Raw genomic sequence first — 16,709 nt, forward strand, 5'->3', positions numbered from 1 at the left:
GCCCTGCCCTCTTTAGCGTCTATGTCAGTCCCGGTCAGAAATTGGCCGAAAAGCGCACGCCATAGGTTTGCGGCGCAGTGTAGCGGGCGATCGCCATACCGATCGGCGAGCGTTGCGGCGTGGCGATGCGACGCTTGTTTTCCAGATTGTAGAGGAACGCGCCCAGCGACCAGCCGCCGTCGGCTGCGCGCAGGGTCAGGTTAAGGTCGGTCTGCCAATAGCCACGGATATTTTCGAAATCGAGATATTCGAACGCGCCCCACTGGCTGGCGCGCCAGGCGGTGGCGACATTGCCGACCAGTTCGAGCGAGCGGCCGAGCGGCACCACCTGTTCCGCGCCCAGATTGACGGTCCATTTGGGCGAATAGAGCAAGGGCTTGCCCGAACAGTTGAAATCCTTGACCGGCGCGCCGCCTGCGGCCGCCCCGGTCAGGGTGAAGGGGCAGGCGATATTGTCGCGCGGCGATGCGGTGTAGAGGTGCAGATCGTCATAGCGGGCCTTGAGATATTGCACTTTCGCGTTCAGCGTGGTCGTGGACGTCGCCTTGACGATGGCGTCGACGTCGAAGCCCTTTATTGTCGATTTTCCCGCATTTTCGTTCGAATTGATGAGCGTGCCGCTGGTGTCGACGGTGAAATAGGTGATCTGCTGGTCCTTATATTTCCAGTAGAAACCCTCGACGTTCAATTGCACCTTGTTGTTGAAGAAGCGGTTCTTCGAGCCGACCGTATAGGCAGTGATAAATTCGGGGTCGTAGCTCGACTTGCCCTCAGCCACCTGGAAGCCGCCCGCGCGATAGCCGGTTTCGACCGTCGCATAGAGCAGGTTCGCCGGGCTGACGTCAAATTCCGCCGACGCCTTCCACGTGACGCGCGAATAGGTGCCGCTGTCGACCACGGGATTGTAGGTTTTCAGGATCGTCCCCTTGCCGTTGAGCAGGGAAAAGACCTGGGGATTGGCCTGATCAGTGCTGCCCGCCGCGATCCAGCCGTTCGTCGCCAGCCAGTTGACCGTATCGCCCGTCGTCAGGAAATTGGGATAGCGCGGCAGCGCGCCGGGCGCGGCGCAACCGGCCGCGAAGGAGGCGGGCGGCGTGATATTGGCTGGCGGCAGGCCACCGCAGAAGGTGATGAAATTGTTGATGATGCCATCCATCGCCTTCTTGTCGCGGGTATAGCGGGCGCCACCGACCAGACGGAAGCGATCGCTGAGATTGGCAGTCAGCTGGCCGAACGCTGCCCAGCTTTTCGTCTTGTGGGTATAGGATTGGATCGGCAGGACAAATTCCTGATTATATTCATTCTGCGCATCGATCTTTTCATTGAAGTAGAAGCCGCCGACGACATAATCGACCATGCCGGCCGCCCCGGCCAGGCGCGCTTCCAGACTATATTGCGTGTCCTTTTCCGCACTATAGGCCGTGTTGAAAGCGGGGCCGTAAAAGAAGCTGTCGCCGTTCGATTTGCGATAGGCAGGCACCAGCGTGAAGGTGCCGATGTCGGTTTTCCAGTTCAGTTCCGCGTTCACGCCCCAATAGGTGTAATCGACCGACTGCTGCTGGTTCATCGCGTTGAGGAAGCCAAAGCCCGGCGCGCCGATCAGCGTCCGGCGATAGGCGTTGGCCGCCGCCGTATTGAACCCTTCGGACGAATCCAAGGTGGTGGGCGTAAAGCTGTAGCCGGTCGGTCCCGGCGTATAGGCGCCGATATAGCTGCCGCCCGGCCCGACGCCGCCGACCTTGGTCCAGTCCGCGCCGATGCGCAGCGAGATGTCATCGCTCGGTTCGATCAGAAATTGCCCGCGCAGTCCGCTGCGCTTCAGGTCGTCGCTGCCGTCGCGATTATAGCCATCATGCACCTGCCGCGTGGCGGCGATGCGCAGGGCGCTGTTGTCGCTGGTTGCCAGGTTCAGATAGCCATCGACTTTGACTGCGTCATAATTGCCGAACGATCCGTTGAAGCCGCCGCCGGTCTTGCCCAGTTCCGGGCGGGCCGGAATGATGTTGACTGCGCCGCCAGTGGCGTTGCGACCGTAAAGGATGCCCTGTGGCCCTTTCAGCACCTCGACACGGGCCAGATCGTAGAAGGCGGAACCGAAGGCACCCGCCGCCCGGCCCAGCACGACGCCGTCATAGCTGGGGGTGACGGCAGGGTCGTTATAGCTGCTCGACGTGATGTTGCCGACGCCACGAATGAAGATCGACGTGTTGGACCCGCCGCCATTGGTGATGGTTATCGCGGGGACCCTCTTGGTGATATCCTCCGCCTTGTTGATACCCTGTTGCAGCAGGTCGCCGCCGGTCACGGCGTCAATCGCGATCGCGGCCTTCTGGGCGCTTTCCGCCTTGCGCTGCGCCGTGACGACGATTTCGTCGATCCCGGCCGATCCCTGAGCGGCCTGATCTGCTGCCTGTTGGGGTATCTGGGCCATAGCCGCCCCCGGCACCATGGCGACAAATCCGGTAATGGCCGTAGTGGCCAGCAATATCTTACGCATTTCCCTCTCCCTGATTGGTTTTGATTTTGTCGGGTTCTGATCGCTGGAGGGGGTGGATGTCGCATTGATTTTCTGGATGGCACCTATCTGCGCCCATGGATGACAGCGCAACGACAGGCGTTGAGAAAGGCTATGCCGCGCCTGCCCCATCTATCCAAGCATCCGATAGGAGATATTGAGCCAAAGCATTGTCGCCACCGCCGCCCCGCCGATAGCACAAGCGCCAAGAACAGGTCGGGAGAGGCAGGGCATCATGATTTCGGGCAAGCGCATATTGATCGTCGGCGGGGGCATCGGCGGAATGGCCGCCGCGATCCGAATGGCCGAACGGGGCGGCACGGTGACGCTGATCGACATCGACCCGGAATGGCGCGTCTATGGCGCGGGCATAACCATCACCGGGCCGACGCTGCGCGCCTATCGCCACCTTGGCCTGCTCGACGCGATCAAGGAACAGGGCGCGATCGCCAAGGGATCGACGATTTTCCGCTATGACGGGCTGCGCCTGCAACAGCTGGACGAACCGGCGCTGGAAGAAGGGCTGCCTGCGACCGGCGGGATCATGCGGCCCAAGCTGCACCGGATCATGCAGGCGCGGGTCAACGCGCTGGATGTCGACATTCGGCTGGGCCTATCGGTCAGCGCGCTGGCCAATCGGGACGATGGCGTCGACGTGACCTTCACGGACGGCACGACCGGCGATTTCGACCTGGTCGTGGGCGCCGACAGCATCTATTCCACCGTCCGGCGCATGGCCTTCCCCCATATGGGCGAAGCGCAGCCGACGGGTCAGGGATGCTGGCGCGTGTCGATGAAGCGGCCGCCGACGCTGGAAAGCGGCGAAATCTATCTGGGGCATCGCTATCCCGCAGGGATTAACCGCTGCGCGGCGGACATGGTCTATCTGTGGATGCTGACCCCGCACGAACATCGCGAAGTCCATTTCACCGATGCGGAACTGTTCGCGCGGTTGCAGGAGAATATGGCCGATTTCGGCGGCAATATCGCCTGGGTACGGGACAATATGACGCGGGACGACTGGATCAACTATCGGCCACTCGCCGCCGCGTTACAGCCCGGTCCATGGCATAGCGGGCATATCGTGCTGCTGGGCGATGCCGTCCACGCGACCACGCCGCACATGGCGTCGGGCGCGGGCATGGCAGTCGAAAGCGCGCTGGTGCTGGCGGAGGAGCTGGATCGGGCAGACAGTATCGCCACGGGCCTCGCCGCCTATCAGGCGCGGCGTTTCGACCGGTGCCGCCATGTGGTGGAAACCAGCATTGCCGTGGGCCGGATGCAGTTGGCGGGCGAACCGCCCGAAGTCGTCGGCGGCGCGCTGGGCGCGGGGTTGCATCGGCTGGCGGATGCTTATTGAGGACGGGAAAAACGGCCCGGCGGGATGACCGCCGGGCCGTTTTTATTCCGCCGTCCAGCCGCCATCGACGATCAGGCTGGTGCCGGTCATCAGCGCGCTGGCGTCCGACGCCAGGAACACGACCACCCCCATCAGATCCTCGACCGTGCCAAGCCGCCCCAGCTTGATCTTGTCCAGCACGCTGGCGAGGAACGCCTTATCCTCGAAAAAGGGGCGGGTCAGGGGCGTTTCGATGAAGGTCGGCGCGATGGTGTTGGATCGGATGCCGTGGGCGGCCAGATCCAGCGCCATCGCTTTGCTCAGCCCCTCCAGCCCCCATTTTGACGCGCAATAGAGCGTGCGGCGCGGACCGCCGACATGGCCCATCTGCGACCCCATATGGATGATCGAACCGCGCACGCCCGCGTCGATCATACGCCGCGCGACCGATTGGCCCACGAAGAAGGCAGCGCGCAGGTTGAGGCCCAGCACCGCGTCATAATCCTCCTCCGACACATCGGTAAAGGGTTTGGGCCGATTGGTCCCGGCATTGTTGAGCAGGATGTCGAACGGGGCGACGCCATCCAGCGCGGTGGCGGTGGCCGCCACATCATTGACGTCCATGCGCAGCGTATCCGCCTGCCCCCCTGCCGCGCGGATCGCCACCGCGCCCGCCTCGATTTCCGGGTCGCTGCGCGCAGCCAGCGTGACATGCGCGCCCGCCTGACCCAGCGCGGCGGCGCAGGCGAGGCCGATGCCCCGCCCCGCCCCCGTCACCAGCGCGCGCCTGCCATCCAGCCGGAAGCTGGGCGTTGTCGGCAGCGCGTCCATCAGGCGGCCGTCGCAGGCGTCGGCTGCGCCATGCCCGCATAAGGGACGTCGCGCCCGCCATAGCGACGCACGCGGATATTGGCCTGCTCGCCATGACCTGCAAAGCCTTCCAGCGCACATAGTCGGCTGCAATATTCGCCGACCAGCGCCGACGCTTCGTCGGTCATCACCTTCTGATAGGTGCAGGTCTTGATGAATTTACCGACCCAAAGCCCGCCGGTATAGCGCGCCGACTTTTTGGTCGGCAGGGTGTGATTGGTGCCGATCACCTTGTCACCGAACGACACGTTGGTGCGCGCGCCCAGGAACAGTGCGCCATAATTGGTCATGTTTTGCAGGAAATAATCGGGGTTGGCGGTCATTACCTGAACATGTTCGGACGCCAGATCATCGGCGATCCGCACCATTTCGGCCTCATCTTCCGCCACGATCACTTCGCCGAACGTCTCCCACGCCTGCCGCGCATAATCGGCGGTGGGCAGGATCAACAGCAACCGCTCGATTTCGCGCATCGTTTCGCGCGCGAGCTTTTCCGACGTGGTGAGCAGCACCGCGGGGCTGTCCGGCCCATGTTCGGCCTGCCCCAACAGATCGGTTGCCGCCAGTTCCGCGTCGCAGCCAATTTCGTCGGCGATGACCAGCGTTTCGGTCGGCCCGGCGAACAGGTCGATGCCGACCCGGCCATAAAGCTGCCGCTTGGCTTCCGCAACGAAGGCGTTGCCGGGGCCGACCAGCATGTCGACCGGATCGATGCTCTGGGTGCCGAGCGCCATCGCGCCGACCGCCTGAATACCGCCCAGCGCATAGATGGCATCCGCCCCCGCCATCGCCTGCGCCGCGACGATCGCGCGGGCGGGCTGACCCTGAAACGGCGGCGCGCAGGTGATGACGCGCGGCACGCCCGCAACCTTGGCGGTGATGACCGACATATGGGCGGAGGCGAGCAGCGGATATTTGCCGCCCGGCACGTAGCAACCCGCCGCATTCATCGGCAGGTTTTTGTGTCCCAAAATCACGCCGGGCATGGTTTCGACCTCGACATCGGTCATGCTGGCCCGCTGGATCTGCGCGAAGTTGCGCACCTGTGTCTGCGCAAATTCAATGTCCTTGCGCTCCTGCGGCGACAGGCTGTCGACGCAGGCGTCGATTTCGCTCTGGCTCAGGCGATAATCGTCACGGTCCCAGCCATCGAACTTGATCGACAGGTCGCGTACGGCGGCGTCGCCCCGCGCGTCGATATCGGCCAGCGTCGCTTCGACGATATCGCGCACCTTGCGATCGGCATCCGCCTTTGCCTGCGCGGTCGCGCCGCGCTTGAGATAATGGGCCATTATGTCATCCTTTGCCAAAGGGGCCGGTTCCGACCCACATCATTTTTAGAAACCCTGAACCGCCGGTTCGACATGATCGACATCCGGTGCGCTTTTGAAAAAGGGACCGACCAGCGCGCGCCACGCCTGAAAACCGTCGGAACCGCGAAAATCGACCATATGCGCGTCCACACTGTCCCATCCGACTACCAGCATATAATGGCCCGGCCGATCGACGGATCGTTCCAGCGCAAAGCTGCGGCATCCCGGCGCACTGTGAAAATGCGGCACGGCTTGCGCCACCGCTGCCTCGAACGCCGCAGCATCGGCTGGATCAATGCTAAGCCGCGCAATTTCCTGAATCATCGTGTCTTTTCCTTTTTGATCACCAGGCGGTCGCCCCGGCATCCACCGGGATATCCGCCCCGGTGACATAGCGCGCTTCATCCGATGCCAGCCAGACCGCGCACCAGCCGATATCGTCCGGCTCGCCCAGCCGTTGCAGCATATTCTTGCGCAACACTTGTGCCGCAAAGGCCGGGTCGGCAGCCAGATGACGCGCTGTGGCCTGCGTTTTGATAAAGCCCGGCGCGATGCTGTTGGCGCGGATATTATGCGGGGCGCCCTCCATCGCGAGCTGGCGCGTCATCGCCATCACTCCGCCCTTGCCCGCACAATGGGCCAGCGCGGGCGAACCTTCCAGTGCGTGGCGGGCGTTGGCGGACGCGAAGTTGATGATAGATGCGCTGCCGCTTGCCTTCAGCCAGGGCCAGGCGGCGCGGGTAGCGAGGAAGACGATGTCCAGTTCGCCGCTGAGCGTAGCCTTCCAGTCGGCATAGGACAGGGTTTCGATCCAGTCGAAAACCGCAAAGGCGGCCGCGTTGACGAGAATGTCGATGTGGCCATGGCGATCGCCGATCCGCTGGAACAGCGCGCCGGTCGCCCCTTCGTCCAGCAGATCGCAGCATTCGTCCGCGCCCGCCCGGTCGATGCCGATGACCTGCGCACCCTCCGCTGCGAACAGCCGGGCGCAGCCCTCACCAATGCCATTGCCCGCACCAGTGACCACCGCAACCTTGCCCTGCAACCGATCAGCCATGAGCAATCGCGCCTTCGGTCGGCTGGACGCCACGGCGGAACGGCGCGATCAGCGCCACGCCCGCGCCCAGCAGCGCGCCGACCGACAACAACGCAAAGGCGCCCATCAGCCCGCCCGCCTGCCGCGCCAGCAGAGTGACAATCACAGGGCTGAGGAACTGGCCAAAGGCAAAGGCGCTTTGCCAAAGGCCCGCGCCGCGCCCGCGTATGTCGAACGACAACAGGCTCATCGACCAGACCAGCAGCGTCGGCAACAGTAGCCCCGCGCCAAGCTGATTGATGAAACAGCCGGTCAGGAACGCGGTCGGCCCATGCGCCATGCCCATAGTGGCGAAACCCGCCGCCAGCATGGTAAATTCGACCAGCAGAAGACGCCGCACCGGCCAGCGCCCGATGCGCGAATAGACAAAAGTGCCGAGCGGCACGCCGATGCTGGCGATCGAGGTGAGCAGACCGATACGGGCCGGATCGGTCAGGCCAAGCTGGACCAGTCCCGACGACGCCTGAATCTGTACGGTGTAGAAGAAGATGGAGCCATAGACGGTTATCGCCAGAATGATCAGCATAGGTCGCCAGGGAAAGCCCGACCAGCCGAGCGTGGGCGTCGCCTCCCCCGTAACAGGGCGACCCGCCTTCGGTTCCCAGGTATGGCGCAGGACAAGCGCGAACATCAGCAGCGCGGAAGCATAGACCCAAAAAGGCGTCCGCCAGCCAAAGGCACCCAACTGACCGCCCAGATTGAAGAAGAGAAGCGCCGACATGGAGGCAAAGGCGGTCTGTCCCGCCAGCCATTTGTCGCGCGCCGCGCCCGTGAAATAATCGCCGATCAGCGTGGTCGACAGCACCATGATCAGCGCTTCGGCGATGCCGACACCCACGCGCGAGGCCAGGATGGCGGGCAGGCTGGTCAGGAAAACCGGCGCGACGCCGACCAGCGCATAAAGCAGGAAGGCGGCAAGCAGCAGCCGACGGCGGCCGAAATAATCCCCCAACATGCCCGCAATGGGCGACAGGAAAGCCACGCACAGCGCCGGGATCGTCAGGATCATCGGCACCCAGAATTCATAGCCCGGCACCGCGCGATAGGTGTGCAGCAGCTGCGGCAGAATGGGCGCGAGCAGAACGATCGCCATCGTCGAGAGTGTGATCGGCAACAGCAATGCGACCCCGGTCAGGGTGCCGGGCATCGGAGCGGAGGTGGATTGGCGTAACATGCCGCTAATGGCCCTCCCGCAATCTGGTGCATGCGCGCATAGTCTCTCCCATTCGCCATCTTTTCTGGGCCACAGGATCAGGCGGCGGGGTGCCAAGGTCAAACCGAAAGGATCAAATCAATCTATCCATGGAACTGCGCCGGTCACGCGCGCGCTTGCAACGCACCGGGTTCGCGGCAAAGGTCGGGCCATGGCCGCCGACGATCCGACCCACCCCCAGCCGACCAATGGCAAGCACCGCGCCGCCGATGCGCGCAAGGCGGCGCTGATCCATCATGCCCGCGAACAGGTGGCCATGCACGGTATCCAAAATGCCAGCCTGAACGACATCATCCGGCTGGCCGGCGGGTCGAAAGCGACGGTCGTCAAATATTTCGGCAACAAGGCCGGGCTGTTTGCAGCGGCCATGGCGCTGACGGCGCGTGAGGCGATGGCGGGACTGACCCTGGACACGAGGGCCGATAGCGCGTTGGAACCTGCCCTTACGGCGCTCTTGTCCGGCTTGCTCGCTTTCTACCTGCGGCCGGATTCGCTGGCGGTCTATCGCAGCGTGATCGCTTCGGCGGACACTGCCGAAGGACTGGCGGACAGCTTCTATCATGAAGCGCATCTGGTCGTGGTCGATGAAGTCGCCACTTTCCTGTCACAATGGGTCGGGCGAGGCATCCGTGCCGACATCGACCTGGCAGACAGTGCCGGACGGCTGACTCATATGATCCGCAGCGACCTGTATGAACGACGACTGCTGGGCTTGATCCCGCAACCCGATGAAGCCGCGATCGCGCGTCAGGCCAATGCAACCGCACGCCTGTTTCTGACCGGAGTCATGGGGCGATAACATCCCACCTGATCCGTCGATTGACTCACCGTTCTCATTAAGTGTACCGTTGGTACATAACATGAGGAGAGTGACATGGCCTATTTAGAAAATGCCTGGTATGTCGCGGGGTGGGATGATGAAGTGCCACAGGGCGGCCTGTTATCGCGCCGGTTGCTGGACAAGCCGATCCTGTTTTTCCGCGACGAAGCGGGCGCCGTAAAGGCGCTGCATGGCGTCTGTCCGCATCGCTATGCTCCCCTGGCGCGCGGCACGCTCGTCGATGGCATGATCCAGTGTGGCTATCATGGGCTGGGCTTTGGCGCGGATGGCGCTTGCGTCCACAATCCTTTCGGCGCGCCGCTCAAGAATATGGCTTTGCGCGCTTACCCGATAGTGGAGCGCCACAGCGCGATCTGGATCTGGATGGGAGAGGCGGAGCGCGCCGATGCGGCCCTGATCCCCGATTTCGGCTTTAACGACCCGGCAACCGCGTGGGTCGGCAAAGGCTATCTGACCGTCAAGGCAGGCTATGAGCTGGAAATAGAGAATATCCTCGACCTGAGCCACGTCCAGTTCCTGCACCCCACCACGCTGGGCAGCGACAAGGTTTCCGATGGTCATTATGCCTGGAAGCAGGAGGGCGAAACGATATGGTCGAACCGCGACATCAAAGACGAAATGATGACGCCGCAACTGGCATCGGCCATGGGACTGGTGCCGGGAACGCTGGCGGATCGCTGGGTCTACGTGCGGTGGAATGCGCCGGCCAACATGGCGATCTTTGCCGGTGCGGTGGCCACCGGCCGGCCCAGGGATGAAGGGCGCGAAACGCCGACCGCGCACCTGTTTACCCCGGAAACGAGCCGCAGCTCGCACTACTGGTATGCAATCGCCTTTCCCAAAAGCATGGGCGCGGTCGGGGAGCAGATGGCACAGGAACAGGTCGACTTCCTGCGCGCACCGTTCGAACTGGAAGACCTGCCCATGCTGGAGGATCAGCAGGCCAATATCGGAAATCGCGATTTTCGGCAGATGAAACTGGGCTGGCTGCCGGGGGATGCAGCGGGCGCCAGGGCGCGAAACCTGCTCTACGCCCGCATAGATGCGGAGGTCGGCGCCAAAAGCGCATGATGGTTCCGTGCGCCCGCCGGGCGAAAGCTGCAACAAGGAGCAACAGCTTTCGCCCGGCGGGCCGTCCTTTGCTGGCGCACCGATTCACGCGGTGGGCAGCATAGCCGGGAGTCAATTACCGTTGATGACTTTTGCCCGTTCGGCAGGGGTCAGCGCAGCCGCATTCACGTCGGCATCGTCGATCGCTTCCTCGCGCGCATCGCCCGCTTCCCGCGTGGCGTCCGCCTTGGCCTGCATCAAATCTTCGGCGGTGCCGCTCATATTGTCGGCCATCGCGTCCATCTTGTCCGCTTTGTTCTCGGCGGCTTCCTGCGCCTGTTCGCCCAGCTTGTCGTCACCCTTGCCACCACATGCGGCCAGTGCCAGACTTAAACCGATGACCGCTGCCAAAGTGGATGCACGCTTCATAATTTCTCTCCTGATAGGGAGCGAGTATAACGGCTTGCTGCCAACTTGGGTCCATGCCCATATTAACGGTGCGGCACGCGGCCGGATCACCAGCGACGACAGGGTCCATCAGATTTCAACCTGCGATCCCAGTTCGACCACGCGGTTGGTGGGAAGGTTGAAAAATTCCATCGGCGTTTCCGCATTGCGCATCATCCAGGCGAAGAGTTTCTCCCGCCAAATGGCCATGCCCGGCCTTGCCGACGCGATCAGGGTCTGACGGCTGAGAAAATAGCTTGTGTCGCTGACATTGATGGCACCCCCGCACCCGTCCACGGCCTTCATGGCAGCAGGAATGTCGACTTCTTCCATGTAACCGTGACGCAGCAGAACGCGGTAGAAGTCATGCCCGAAATCCGTCACTTGCGCCCTGCCGCTATGTGGCAGGTGGGGAATACGTTCGGTTTGCACGGTCAACACGATGTTCCGTTCGTGCAGAACCTTGTTGTGCTTCACATTGTGCAACATCGCTGGCGGTACGCCTTCAACCCGCGACGACAGGAAAATGGCGGTTCCGGGGACACGTTTCAACGATTGGGTGACCGATGTGATGAACAGTTCCAACTCCATCGCACCTTCCATCAGATAATGGTGCATGATCTTGCGCCCGGTGGACCATGTCGTCAGCGCAATGAAAGCGACGGCCGCAACCAATAGCGGAAACCAGCCACCATCGGGTATCTTGGTCGCGTTGGACGCGAAATATGCGCCGTCGATCAACAGGAAGGTGCCGGTCGCCAGCCCGGCGAGCCAGGGGTTCCAGCGCCACACGCTGAACGTCAGGACGCCCATCATGCAGGCCGTGATCACCATCGTCCCGGTAACCGCTATGCCATAAGCGGCGGCCAGATTGCTGGACGAACGGAACCCCAGGACCAGCAGCAGCACAAGGACGAGCAGCGACCAGTTGACCAGCGGGACGTAAATCTGGCCCGCCGCCGATGCGCTGGTATGCGTGATGCGCAGGCGCGGCAGGAAACCCAGTTGCACGGCCTGCTGCGTCACGGAAAAGGCACCCGATATGACAGCCTGACTGGCAATGATCGTTGCCATCGTCGCCAGAATGACCAGCGGCAGCCGCGCCCATTCCGGCGCGAGCAGAAAGAAGGGATTTTCGGCGGCAGCCGGATTGTCGAGGAGCAGCGCGCCCTGCCCCATATAGTTGAGCAACAGGCAGGGGAAGGCGGCATAGAGCCAGGAAATGCTGATCGCCTTCCGGCCGAAATGGCCCATATCAGCATAGAGCGCTTCGGCCCCCGTCACCGCCAGCACGACCGAACCCAGAGCGAGGAAGGCCAGCTTGGGGTCGATCAGGAAGAAATTGAGCGCCCACAATGGATTGATGATTCCGACGATATCGGGATGCCGCAGGAGATTGGCGATACCCAGCGCCGCCAGCACCAGAAAATAGACCACCATCACAGGTCCGAACAAAGCGCCAACCCGCGCCGTTCCATGTTTCTGGATCAGGAAAAGGCCGATCAGGATGGCAATGGCGATCGGCAGGACAAAGGGCGCAAAGGCAGCATTGACCACCGTCAGACCCTCTACCGCCGACAGAACCGATATGGCAGGCGTAATGATGGCATCGCCGTAGAAAAGCGCAGTCGCAAGAACGCCCAGCATCGCGACCGCCGGTGTCCACCGTGTTTCGCCCAGCTTTTGCGAGATCAGCGCGAGCAACGCCATGCTGCCGCCTTCGCCCTGATTGTCCGCACGCATGACGATGAAGACATATTTGAGCGTGACGATCAAAGTCATCGTCCAGAAAATCAGCGAAAGCACGCCAAAGATATGGTCGCCGTCCACGGCCAGCGGATGGTGCCCGACGAAACTTTCCTTCAGCGCATAGAGGGGCGACGTTCCGATATCGCCAAAGACGACGCCCAGTGCGCCCAGCGCCAGAACCGGCAGTTTCCCGTGCGCGCCAAATCCCTCGCCTGAAGCATCGCTCACATCATCTGTCATCGGTGCATATACTCTTCAATCCTGTCCCGGCCATCGCACGGGTCGGCATTTGATTACCATAGGGGCTTTTCGGCCCGCGCATATGATCGGCATATGATTGGGGGCTATAATCTTCACAATCCTATGCAATTCCAACGGATAGGAGTATTTTCCGCTCTCGAAACCCTATGCCGTGGTGCGTAGATAAAGCGCCTCCCTGAGAGGTGCTGTCATGACCCATTGGCATGAAAAAACTTTTGCAAAGATCGGGCTGCGCCTTGCCGGGCTGGCCCTGCTGCTATCGGCCGGCGCGGAAGCCACGCTGCTCAATAGCCTTGTCCACCAAAATGCAGGGCAGGACGCAGACCCGACCGCCTTTTTGCTGGCGGCGCTGTTATGCGCCAGCGCCAGCGCGGGTGCCGCGCTCGCATGTCTGGGCGCGGGCCTCTGGGAGCCAGTTGCACTTTCCGCGCGCTGGACCAGCAACCCGCCAAAGGCCGATCCGGCAACGCGGCGCCCGGAGCAATGAAAGCGCTTGCATAATATCGCTGCAATTTGCTAGGCCGTGCAAATCGCAATCCCCCGGCAGAAGGTCGATATATGAAGCGCGCCTCCCTTGAGCAGCTTACGCTGATCTACGCCCTGACATATATTCCCAACATCGCGCTGACGAAATGGCTGGCGACCAGGGCCAATGCCGACCTGGGCCGCCCGCTGACCGGGCTGGAACTGCTGCCATCCACGATCATCCTGTCGGCGCTGATGACCTATGCCTTCATCTGGCTGAGCGGCTGGTGGCGCGACGCGCATCAGGTGAAGGTGGGCAGGTTCAGCCTGCCTTGCCCCACCCGCTGGACGATATTGTCGGGCATCGGCACGTCGCTGGTCCTGTTCACAGTGCCGCTGTCCTTCACCTTCGTGGGGGTCAGCATACCGTTCATTCAATTGCTGATGCGTGGCGACCTGCTCATCATCGCGCCGCTGGTCGACCTGATCAACGGGCGCAAGGTGCGCTGGTATAGCTGGGCCGCGCTGCTCCTGTGCGGCGTCGGCCTGACCCTGACGATCAGCCAGCGTGGCGGGTTGAACCTGCCGCCGATCGCGATCGCTACCATCCTGCTCTATACGCTGGGCTATTTCATTCGGCTGGCGGTCATGACCCGCACCGCCAAGGACGAAATCGAAGGATCGGCGCGGCGTTATTTCGTCGAGGAAAAGATCGTCGCGCTGCCGCTGGCCGTGCTGGCGCTGGCCGCCATGTCATGGCTGGGCCTTGGCGCGCAGGGCGATCAACTGCGCTGGGGCTTCGTCACCGTCTGGGGCAGCGACCAGCTGGGCTATATCGCGATGATCGGCTTCACTGCCTTCCTCGTGTCGATCTTTTCCGCGATGATCCTGCTGTCCAAGCATGAGAACAGCTATTGCGTCCCGCTCGAACGGTCGGCGAGCATATTGGCCGGGCTGGTTGCCGCTGCCATTTTGGGCGCGACGATCGGCACGCCGATGCCGACCGGCGCGGAACTGGCGGGGGCAGGGCTGCTGATCGTTGCGATCATCCTGTTGTCGGTCGGTCCGCGTCTGAAACAGCGCGATGCGGGCGCGGCGCACATTCTGGCTGTCGATCCGGACGCTGGCGTTCCGCCGGTCCGCTAAATATCGGCGCGGGTCGTGCCGCGCGTCACAAGTTCGAACCCGACATCGACCACGGCGTCCACATCCTCCCCCGCCGCACGGCGCACCAGCGCTTCGACGGCCCGGTTGCCGATACTGTCGCCGGGAATACGCACCGTGGTGATGGGCGGCTCCATTTCTGCTGCGAAGGCCAGGTCGCCAAAGCCGATAATGCCCATATCCTGCGGAATATGAATGCCCCTGCTCAATGCTTCGACGATCACGCCCTGCGCCAGCCAGTCGGAACTGCAAATGATCAGATCCGGCTGCATCCCGCTATCCATCGCATGGGCAAAACGGCGCCGCCCTTCGCCAAAGCGGGTGGTGCCGCCCAGATAATCGACCGGCGGCGCGGCCACGCCATGCCCCGCCAGCGCTTCGACGATACCGTCATAGCGACTGCGCGCGCGCTGGCCATCGGCCGAGATGACCAGCGGATTGCGATAGCCATGGGCGCAGGCAAATTCGCCGATCGCGCGTCCCACGGCGCGATGGGAAAAGCCGACCGCGATGTCGAGCGGAACGTCGGGCAAATCCCATGTCTCGATGATGGTGATGCCCGATTGTTCCAGCCGGTGCCGGATCGGCGCTGTCCCCGACGCGGTAATGATGATGCCGTCGGGCCGCCGCGCAATCGCCGCGTCGACCACGGTCGCCAGCCGCGAGTCATTTTCCCCCGACAGGCCCAGCATCGCGGTATAGCCTGCCACCGACAGCGCCTCGACAATCGCGTCGATCGTATCGTTGAAGATCGACAGCGACACGCTCGGCACGATCACGGCCACCAACCGGCTGCGGTTGGAAGCCAGCCCACCGGCCAGCAGATTGGGAACATAGCCCGTTTCATCCACCGCCTGGCGTATGCGCCGCGCAGTATCTTCCGCGACGATGGCGGGATTGTTCAGATAGCGCGACACCGTAGCCGACGACACGCCCGCCTTGCGCGCGACATTTTCCAACGTCGGACGACCACTACCGGCATTCCGCGCCTTGTTTGGCCGGGGCGGCGCATCGGCACGGGTCATGGATGAAACACTTTCACGGCTGTAGGCCTAGCAGAAGCATGGCGCATGAAAAAGAACATGCAAGCGCTTTCTGAAAGCGCTTGCATAACACCCCGAACGCCTTTATCAGCATCCCCACAACAGATGGCATAAGGGGGGAAGGCATGTCGGGTTGCCCGCGACATTCACAATTCGATCCGCTGGCACCGGAAAGCTTCGACAGCCCCTATGCGCTCTATGCCGATCTTCAGGCACAATGCCCGGTCGCATGGTCGGATGGCTGGGGCGGCTTCTGGGCCTTGACCCGGTATGAAGATGTCGCGACCGTCGCGGCGCAGCATGACACCTATATAACGTCGGTCCAGAATGTGATTCCCAAGGTCGCCTTCACCGGCCGCCGCCCCCCGCTCCACCTCGACCCGCCCAACCACACGCCCTATCGCCGCGCGCTCAACCCGCTCCTGTCGGAAAAGCGCGTATCGAAACTGGAGCCGGTCGTCCGCCGCCATTGCGCCGCGTTGATCGCACCGCTGGTCGACGCTGGCGCCAGTGAAATCTGTAGCGATTTTTCCAGCCGCCTGCCCATCCTCGTCTTTGCCGAATGGATGAACCTGCCCCCTGCCGAAGTGCTGACGCTCGCCGAAACCGGGCGCGTCTATAATCTGGCGGTGCAGGCCAATCAGGACGATGTCGTCAAGGAAAGCAGCCTGGCCCTATACCAGATGGCGCGCGATCTGGTCGCAAAGCGCAAGGCGCAGCCGATGGACCCGCTGGACGATGCGACCAGCGCCCTGCTGGCCGCGCGCGTGGATGGCCAGCCATTGCCCGAAGAAATGATCGTCGGCACCATCCGGCAGGTGCTGGTCGTGGGCATTATCGCGCCGACCGTGCTGTTTGGCAGCATCATGGTCCATCTGGCCCGCGATCAGACGCTGCAATCGGCTTTACGCGCCGACCTGTCGCGCATCCCCGCAGCGGTCGAGGAGTTTCTGCGGCTCTATACGCCCTATCGCGGCTTTGCCCGGACGGCCAATCGCGATGTCGAGATTGGCGGGCAGTCGATAGCCAAGGACGAGCCGATCGCGCTGGTCTATGCGGCAGCCAATCGCGATCCATCGATATTTGCAAACCCCGATCAGTTCGACGCCGACCGTCCCAATATCGGCGATCATATCGCTTTCGGACGCGGCGCCCACCATTGCCCAGGCGCGCATCTCGCGCGGCTCCAGATGCGTGTCGCGCTGGAGGAAATGCTGGTCAGGACCAGCCGTTTCACGCTCGCTGGCAAACCCAAACAGACTCGTTTTCCAGAGATCGGGGCGATGGCCGTCCCCGTCGCCCTGTTCCCCGCATAACTTAAAAAAAACAGCTAAAATACTCTT

Annotated in this window: 15 protein-coding genes; 6 read left to right on the top strand and 9 right to left on the bottom strand. The window is 62.6% G+C overall.

Annotated elements, in window-relative coordinates; genetic code table 11:
• Nucleotides 1–34 precede the first annotated feature (34 nt).
• Nucleotides 35–2,497 carry a TonB-dependent receptor gene (locus SPBM01_RS17130; RefSeq protein WP_188062748.1) on the bottom strand — a complete coding sequence of 821 codons (2,463 nt, stop codon included), beginning with the start codon at nt 2,495–2,497 and terminating at the stop codon, nt 35–37.
• Between the two features lie 175 nt (nt 2,498–2,672).
• Here SPBM01_RS17130 and SPBM01_RS17135 point away from each other — a divergent pair, with 175 nt between their 5' ends.
• On the top strand, nt 2,673–3,875 hold the full coding sequence (locus SPBM01_RS17135) for an FAD-dependent monooxygenase (RefSeq protein ID WP_262504242.1): 1,203 nt from the start codon (nt 2,673–2,675) through the stop codon (nt 3,873–3,875).
• Nucleotides 3,876–3,917: 42 nt separating this feature from the next.
• On the opposite strand, the gene SPBM01_RS17140 is transcribed toward SPBM01_RS17135, so the two are convergent.
• The 5 genes from SPBM01_RS17140 to SPBM01_RS17160 are packed head-to-tail and all read right to left on the bottom strand — an operon-like array spanning nt 3,918 to nt 8,307.
• Nucleotides 3,918–4,685 carry an SDR family NAD(P)-dependent oxidoreductase gene (locus tag SPBM01_RS17140; protein WP_188062749.1) on the bottom strand — a complete coding sequence of 256 codons (768 nt, stop codon included), beginning with the start codon at nt 4,683–4,685 and terminating at the stop codon, nt 3,918–3,920.
• Complete coding sequence (gene hisD, locus SPBM01_RS17145; RefSeq protein WP_188062750.1) at nt 4,685–6,016, bottom strand: histidinol dehydrogenase; 1,332 nt, start codon at nt 6,014–6,016, stop codon at nt 4,685–4,687. Before hisD ends, SPBM01_RS17140 begins: the two co-directional genes overlap by 1 nt.
• Nucleotides 6,017–6,061: 45 nt before the next feature.
• Complete coding sequence (locus tag SPBM01_RS17150) at nt 6,062–6,361, bottom strand: putative quinol monooxygenase (RefSeq protein WP_188062751.1); 300 nt, start codon at nt 6,359–6,361, stop codon at nt 6,062–6,064.
• 19 nt (nt 6,362–6,380) lie between these two features.
• Nucleotides 6,381–7,094 carry an SDR family NAD(P)-dependent oxidoreductase gene (locus SPBM01_RS17155; protein ID WP_188062752.1) on the bottom strand — a complete coding sequence of 238 codons (714 nt, stop codon included), beginning with the start codon at nt 7,092–7,094 and terminating at the stop codon, nt 6,381–6,383.
• Nucleotides 7,087–8,307: an MFS transporter gene (locus SPBM01_RS17160; protein ID WP_262504243.1), complete on the bottom strand. Its 1,221-nt coding sequence runs from the start codon at nt 8,305–8,307 to the stop codon at nt 7,087–7,089. The genes SPBM01_RS17155 and SPBM01_RS17160 overlap by 8 nt, the downstream gene beginning before the upstream one ends.
• Before the next feature lie 190 nt (nt 8,308–8,497).
• On the opposite strand from SPBM01_RS17160, the gene SPBM01_RS17165 reads away from it, so the two are divergent.
• The gene (locus SPBM01_RS17165) at nt 8,498–9,145 is read left to right on the top strand and encodes a TetR/AcrR family transcriptional regulator C-terminal domain-containing protein (protein WP_188062753.1); all 648 of its coding nucleotides are present in this window, start codon (nt 8,498–8,500) and stop codon (nt 9,143–9,145) included.
• 75 nt (nt 9,146–9,220) lie between these two features.
• A complete protein-coding gene (locus SPBM01_RS17170; protein ID WP_188062754.1) occupies nt 9,221–10,258 on the top strand; it encodes an aromatic ring-hydroxylating dioxygenase subunit alpha in 1,038 nt (345 codons plus the stop codon).
• 111 nt (nt 10,259–10,369) lie between these two features.
• Here SPBM01_RS17170 and SPBM01_RS17175 read toward each other — a convergent pair whose 3' ends face one another.
• Both SPBM01_RS17175 and SPBM01_RS17180 read right to left on the bottom strand, forming a co-directional pair.
• Nucleotides 10,370–10,666 carry a hypothetical protein gene (locus SPBM01_RS17175; protein ID WP_188062755.1) on the bottom strand — a complete coding sequence of 99 codons (297 nt, stop codon included), beginning with the start codon at nt 10,664–10,666 and terminating at the stop codon, nt 10,370–10,372.
• Nucleotides 10,667–10,774: 108 nt separating this feature from the next.
• Nucleotides 10,775–12,673, bottom strand: coding sequence for a potassium transporter Kup (locus tag SPBM01_RS17180; protein WP_188062756.1), 1,899 nt, complete (start codon nt 12,671–12,673; stop codon nt 10,775–10,777).
• Nucleotides 12,674–12,884: 211 nt separating this feature from the next.
• Here SPBM01_RS17180 and SPBM01_RS17185 point away from each other — a divergent pair, with 211 nt between their 5' ends.
• Complete coding sequence (locus SPBM01_RS17185; RefSeq protein WP_188062757.1) at nt 12,885–13,181, top strand: hypothetical protein; 297 nt, start codon at nt 12,885–12,887, stop codon at nt 13,179–13,181.
• Nucleotides 13,182–13,252: 71 nt separating this feature from the next.
• On the top strand, nt 13,253–14,305 hold the full coding sequence (locus SPBM01_RS17190) for a hypothetical protein (RefSeq protein ID WP_188062758.1): 1,053 nt from the start codon (nt 13,253–13,255) through the stop codon (nt 14,303–14,305).
• Here SPBM01_RS17190 and SPBM01_RS17195 read toward each other — a convergent pair.
• Nucleotides 14,302–15,348 carry a LacI family DNA-binding transcriptional regulator gene (locus SPBM01_RS17195; RefSeq protein WP_188062759.1) on the bottom strand — a complete coding sequence of 349 codons (1,047 nt, stop codon included), beginning with the start codon at nt 15,346–15,348 and terminating at the stop codon, nt 14,302–14,304. The two genes, SPBM01_RS17190 and SPBM01_RS17195, sit on opposite strands and share 4 nt — an antisense overlap.
• 143 nt (nt 15,349–15,491) lie before the next feature.
• On the opposite strand from SPBM01_RS17195, the gene SPBM01_RS17200 reads away from it, so the two are divergent.
• Complete coding sequence (locus SPBM01_RS17200; protein WP_188062760.1) at nt 15,492–16,682, top strand: cytochrome P450; 1,191 nt, start codon at nt 15,492–15,494, stop codon at nt 16,680–16,682.
• The last annotated feature ends 27 nt before the right edge of the window (nt 16,683–16,709 follow it).

Origin of the sequence: Sphingobium sp. KCTC 72723 (assembly GCF_014280435.1) — a bacterium.
Classification (GTDB): domain Bacteria; phylum Pseudomonadota; class Alphaproteobacteria; order Sphingomonadales; family Sphingomonadaceae; genus Sphingobium.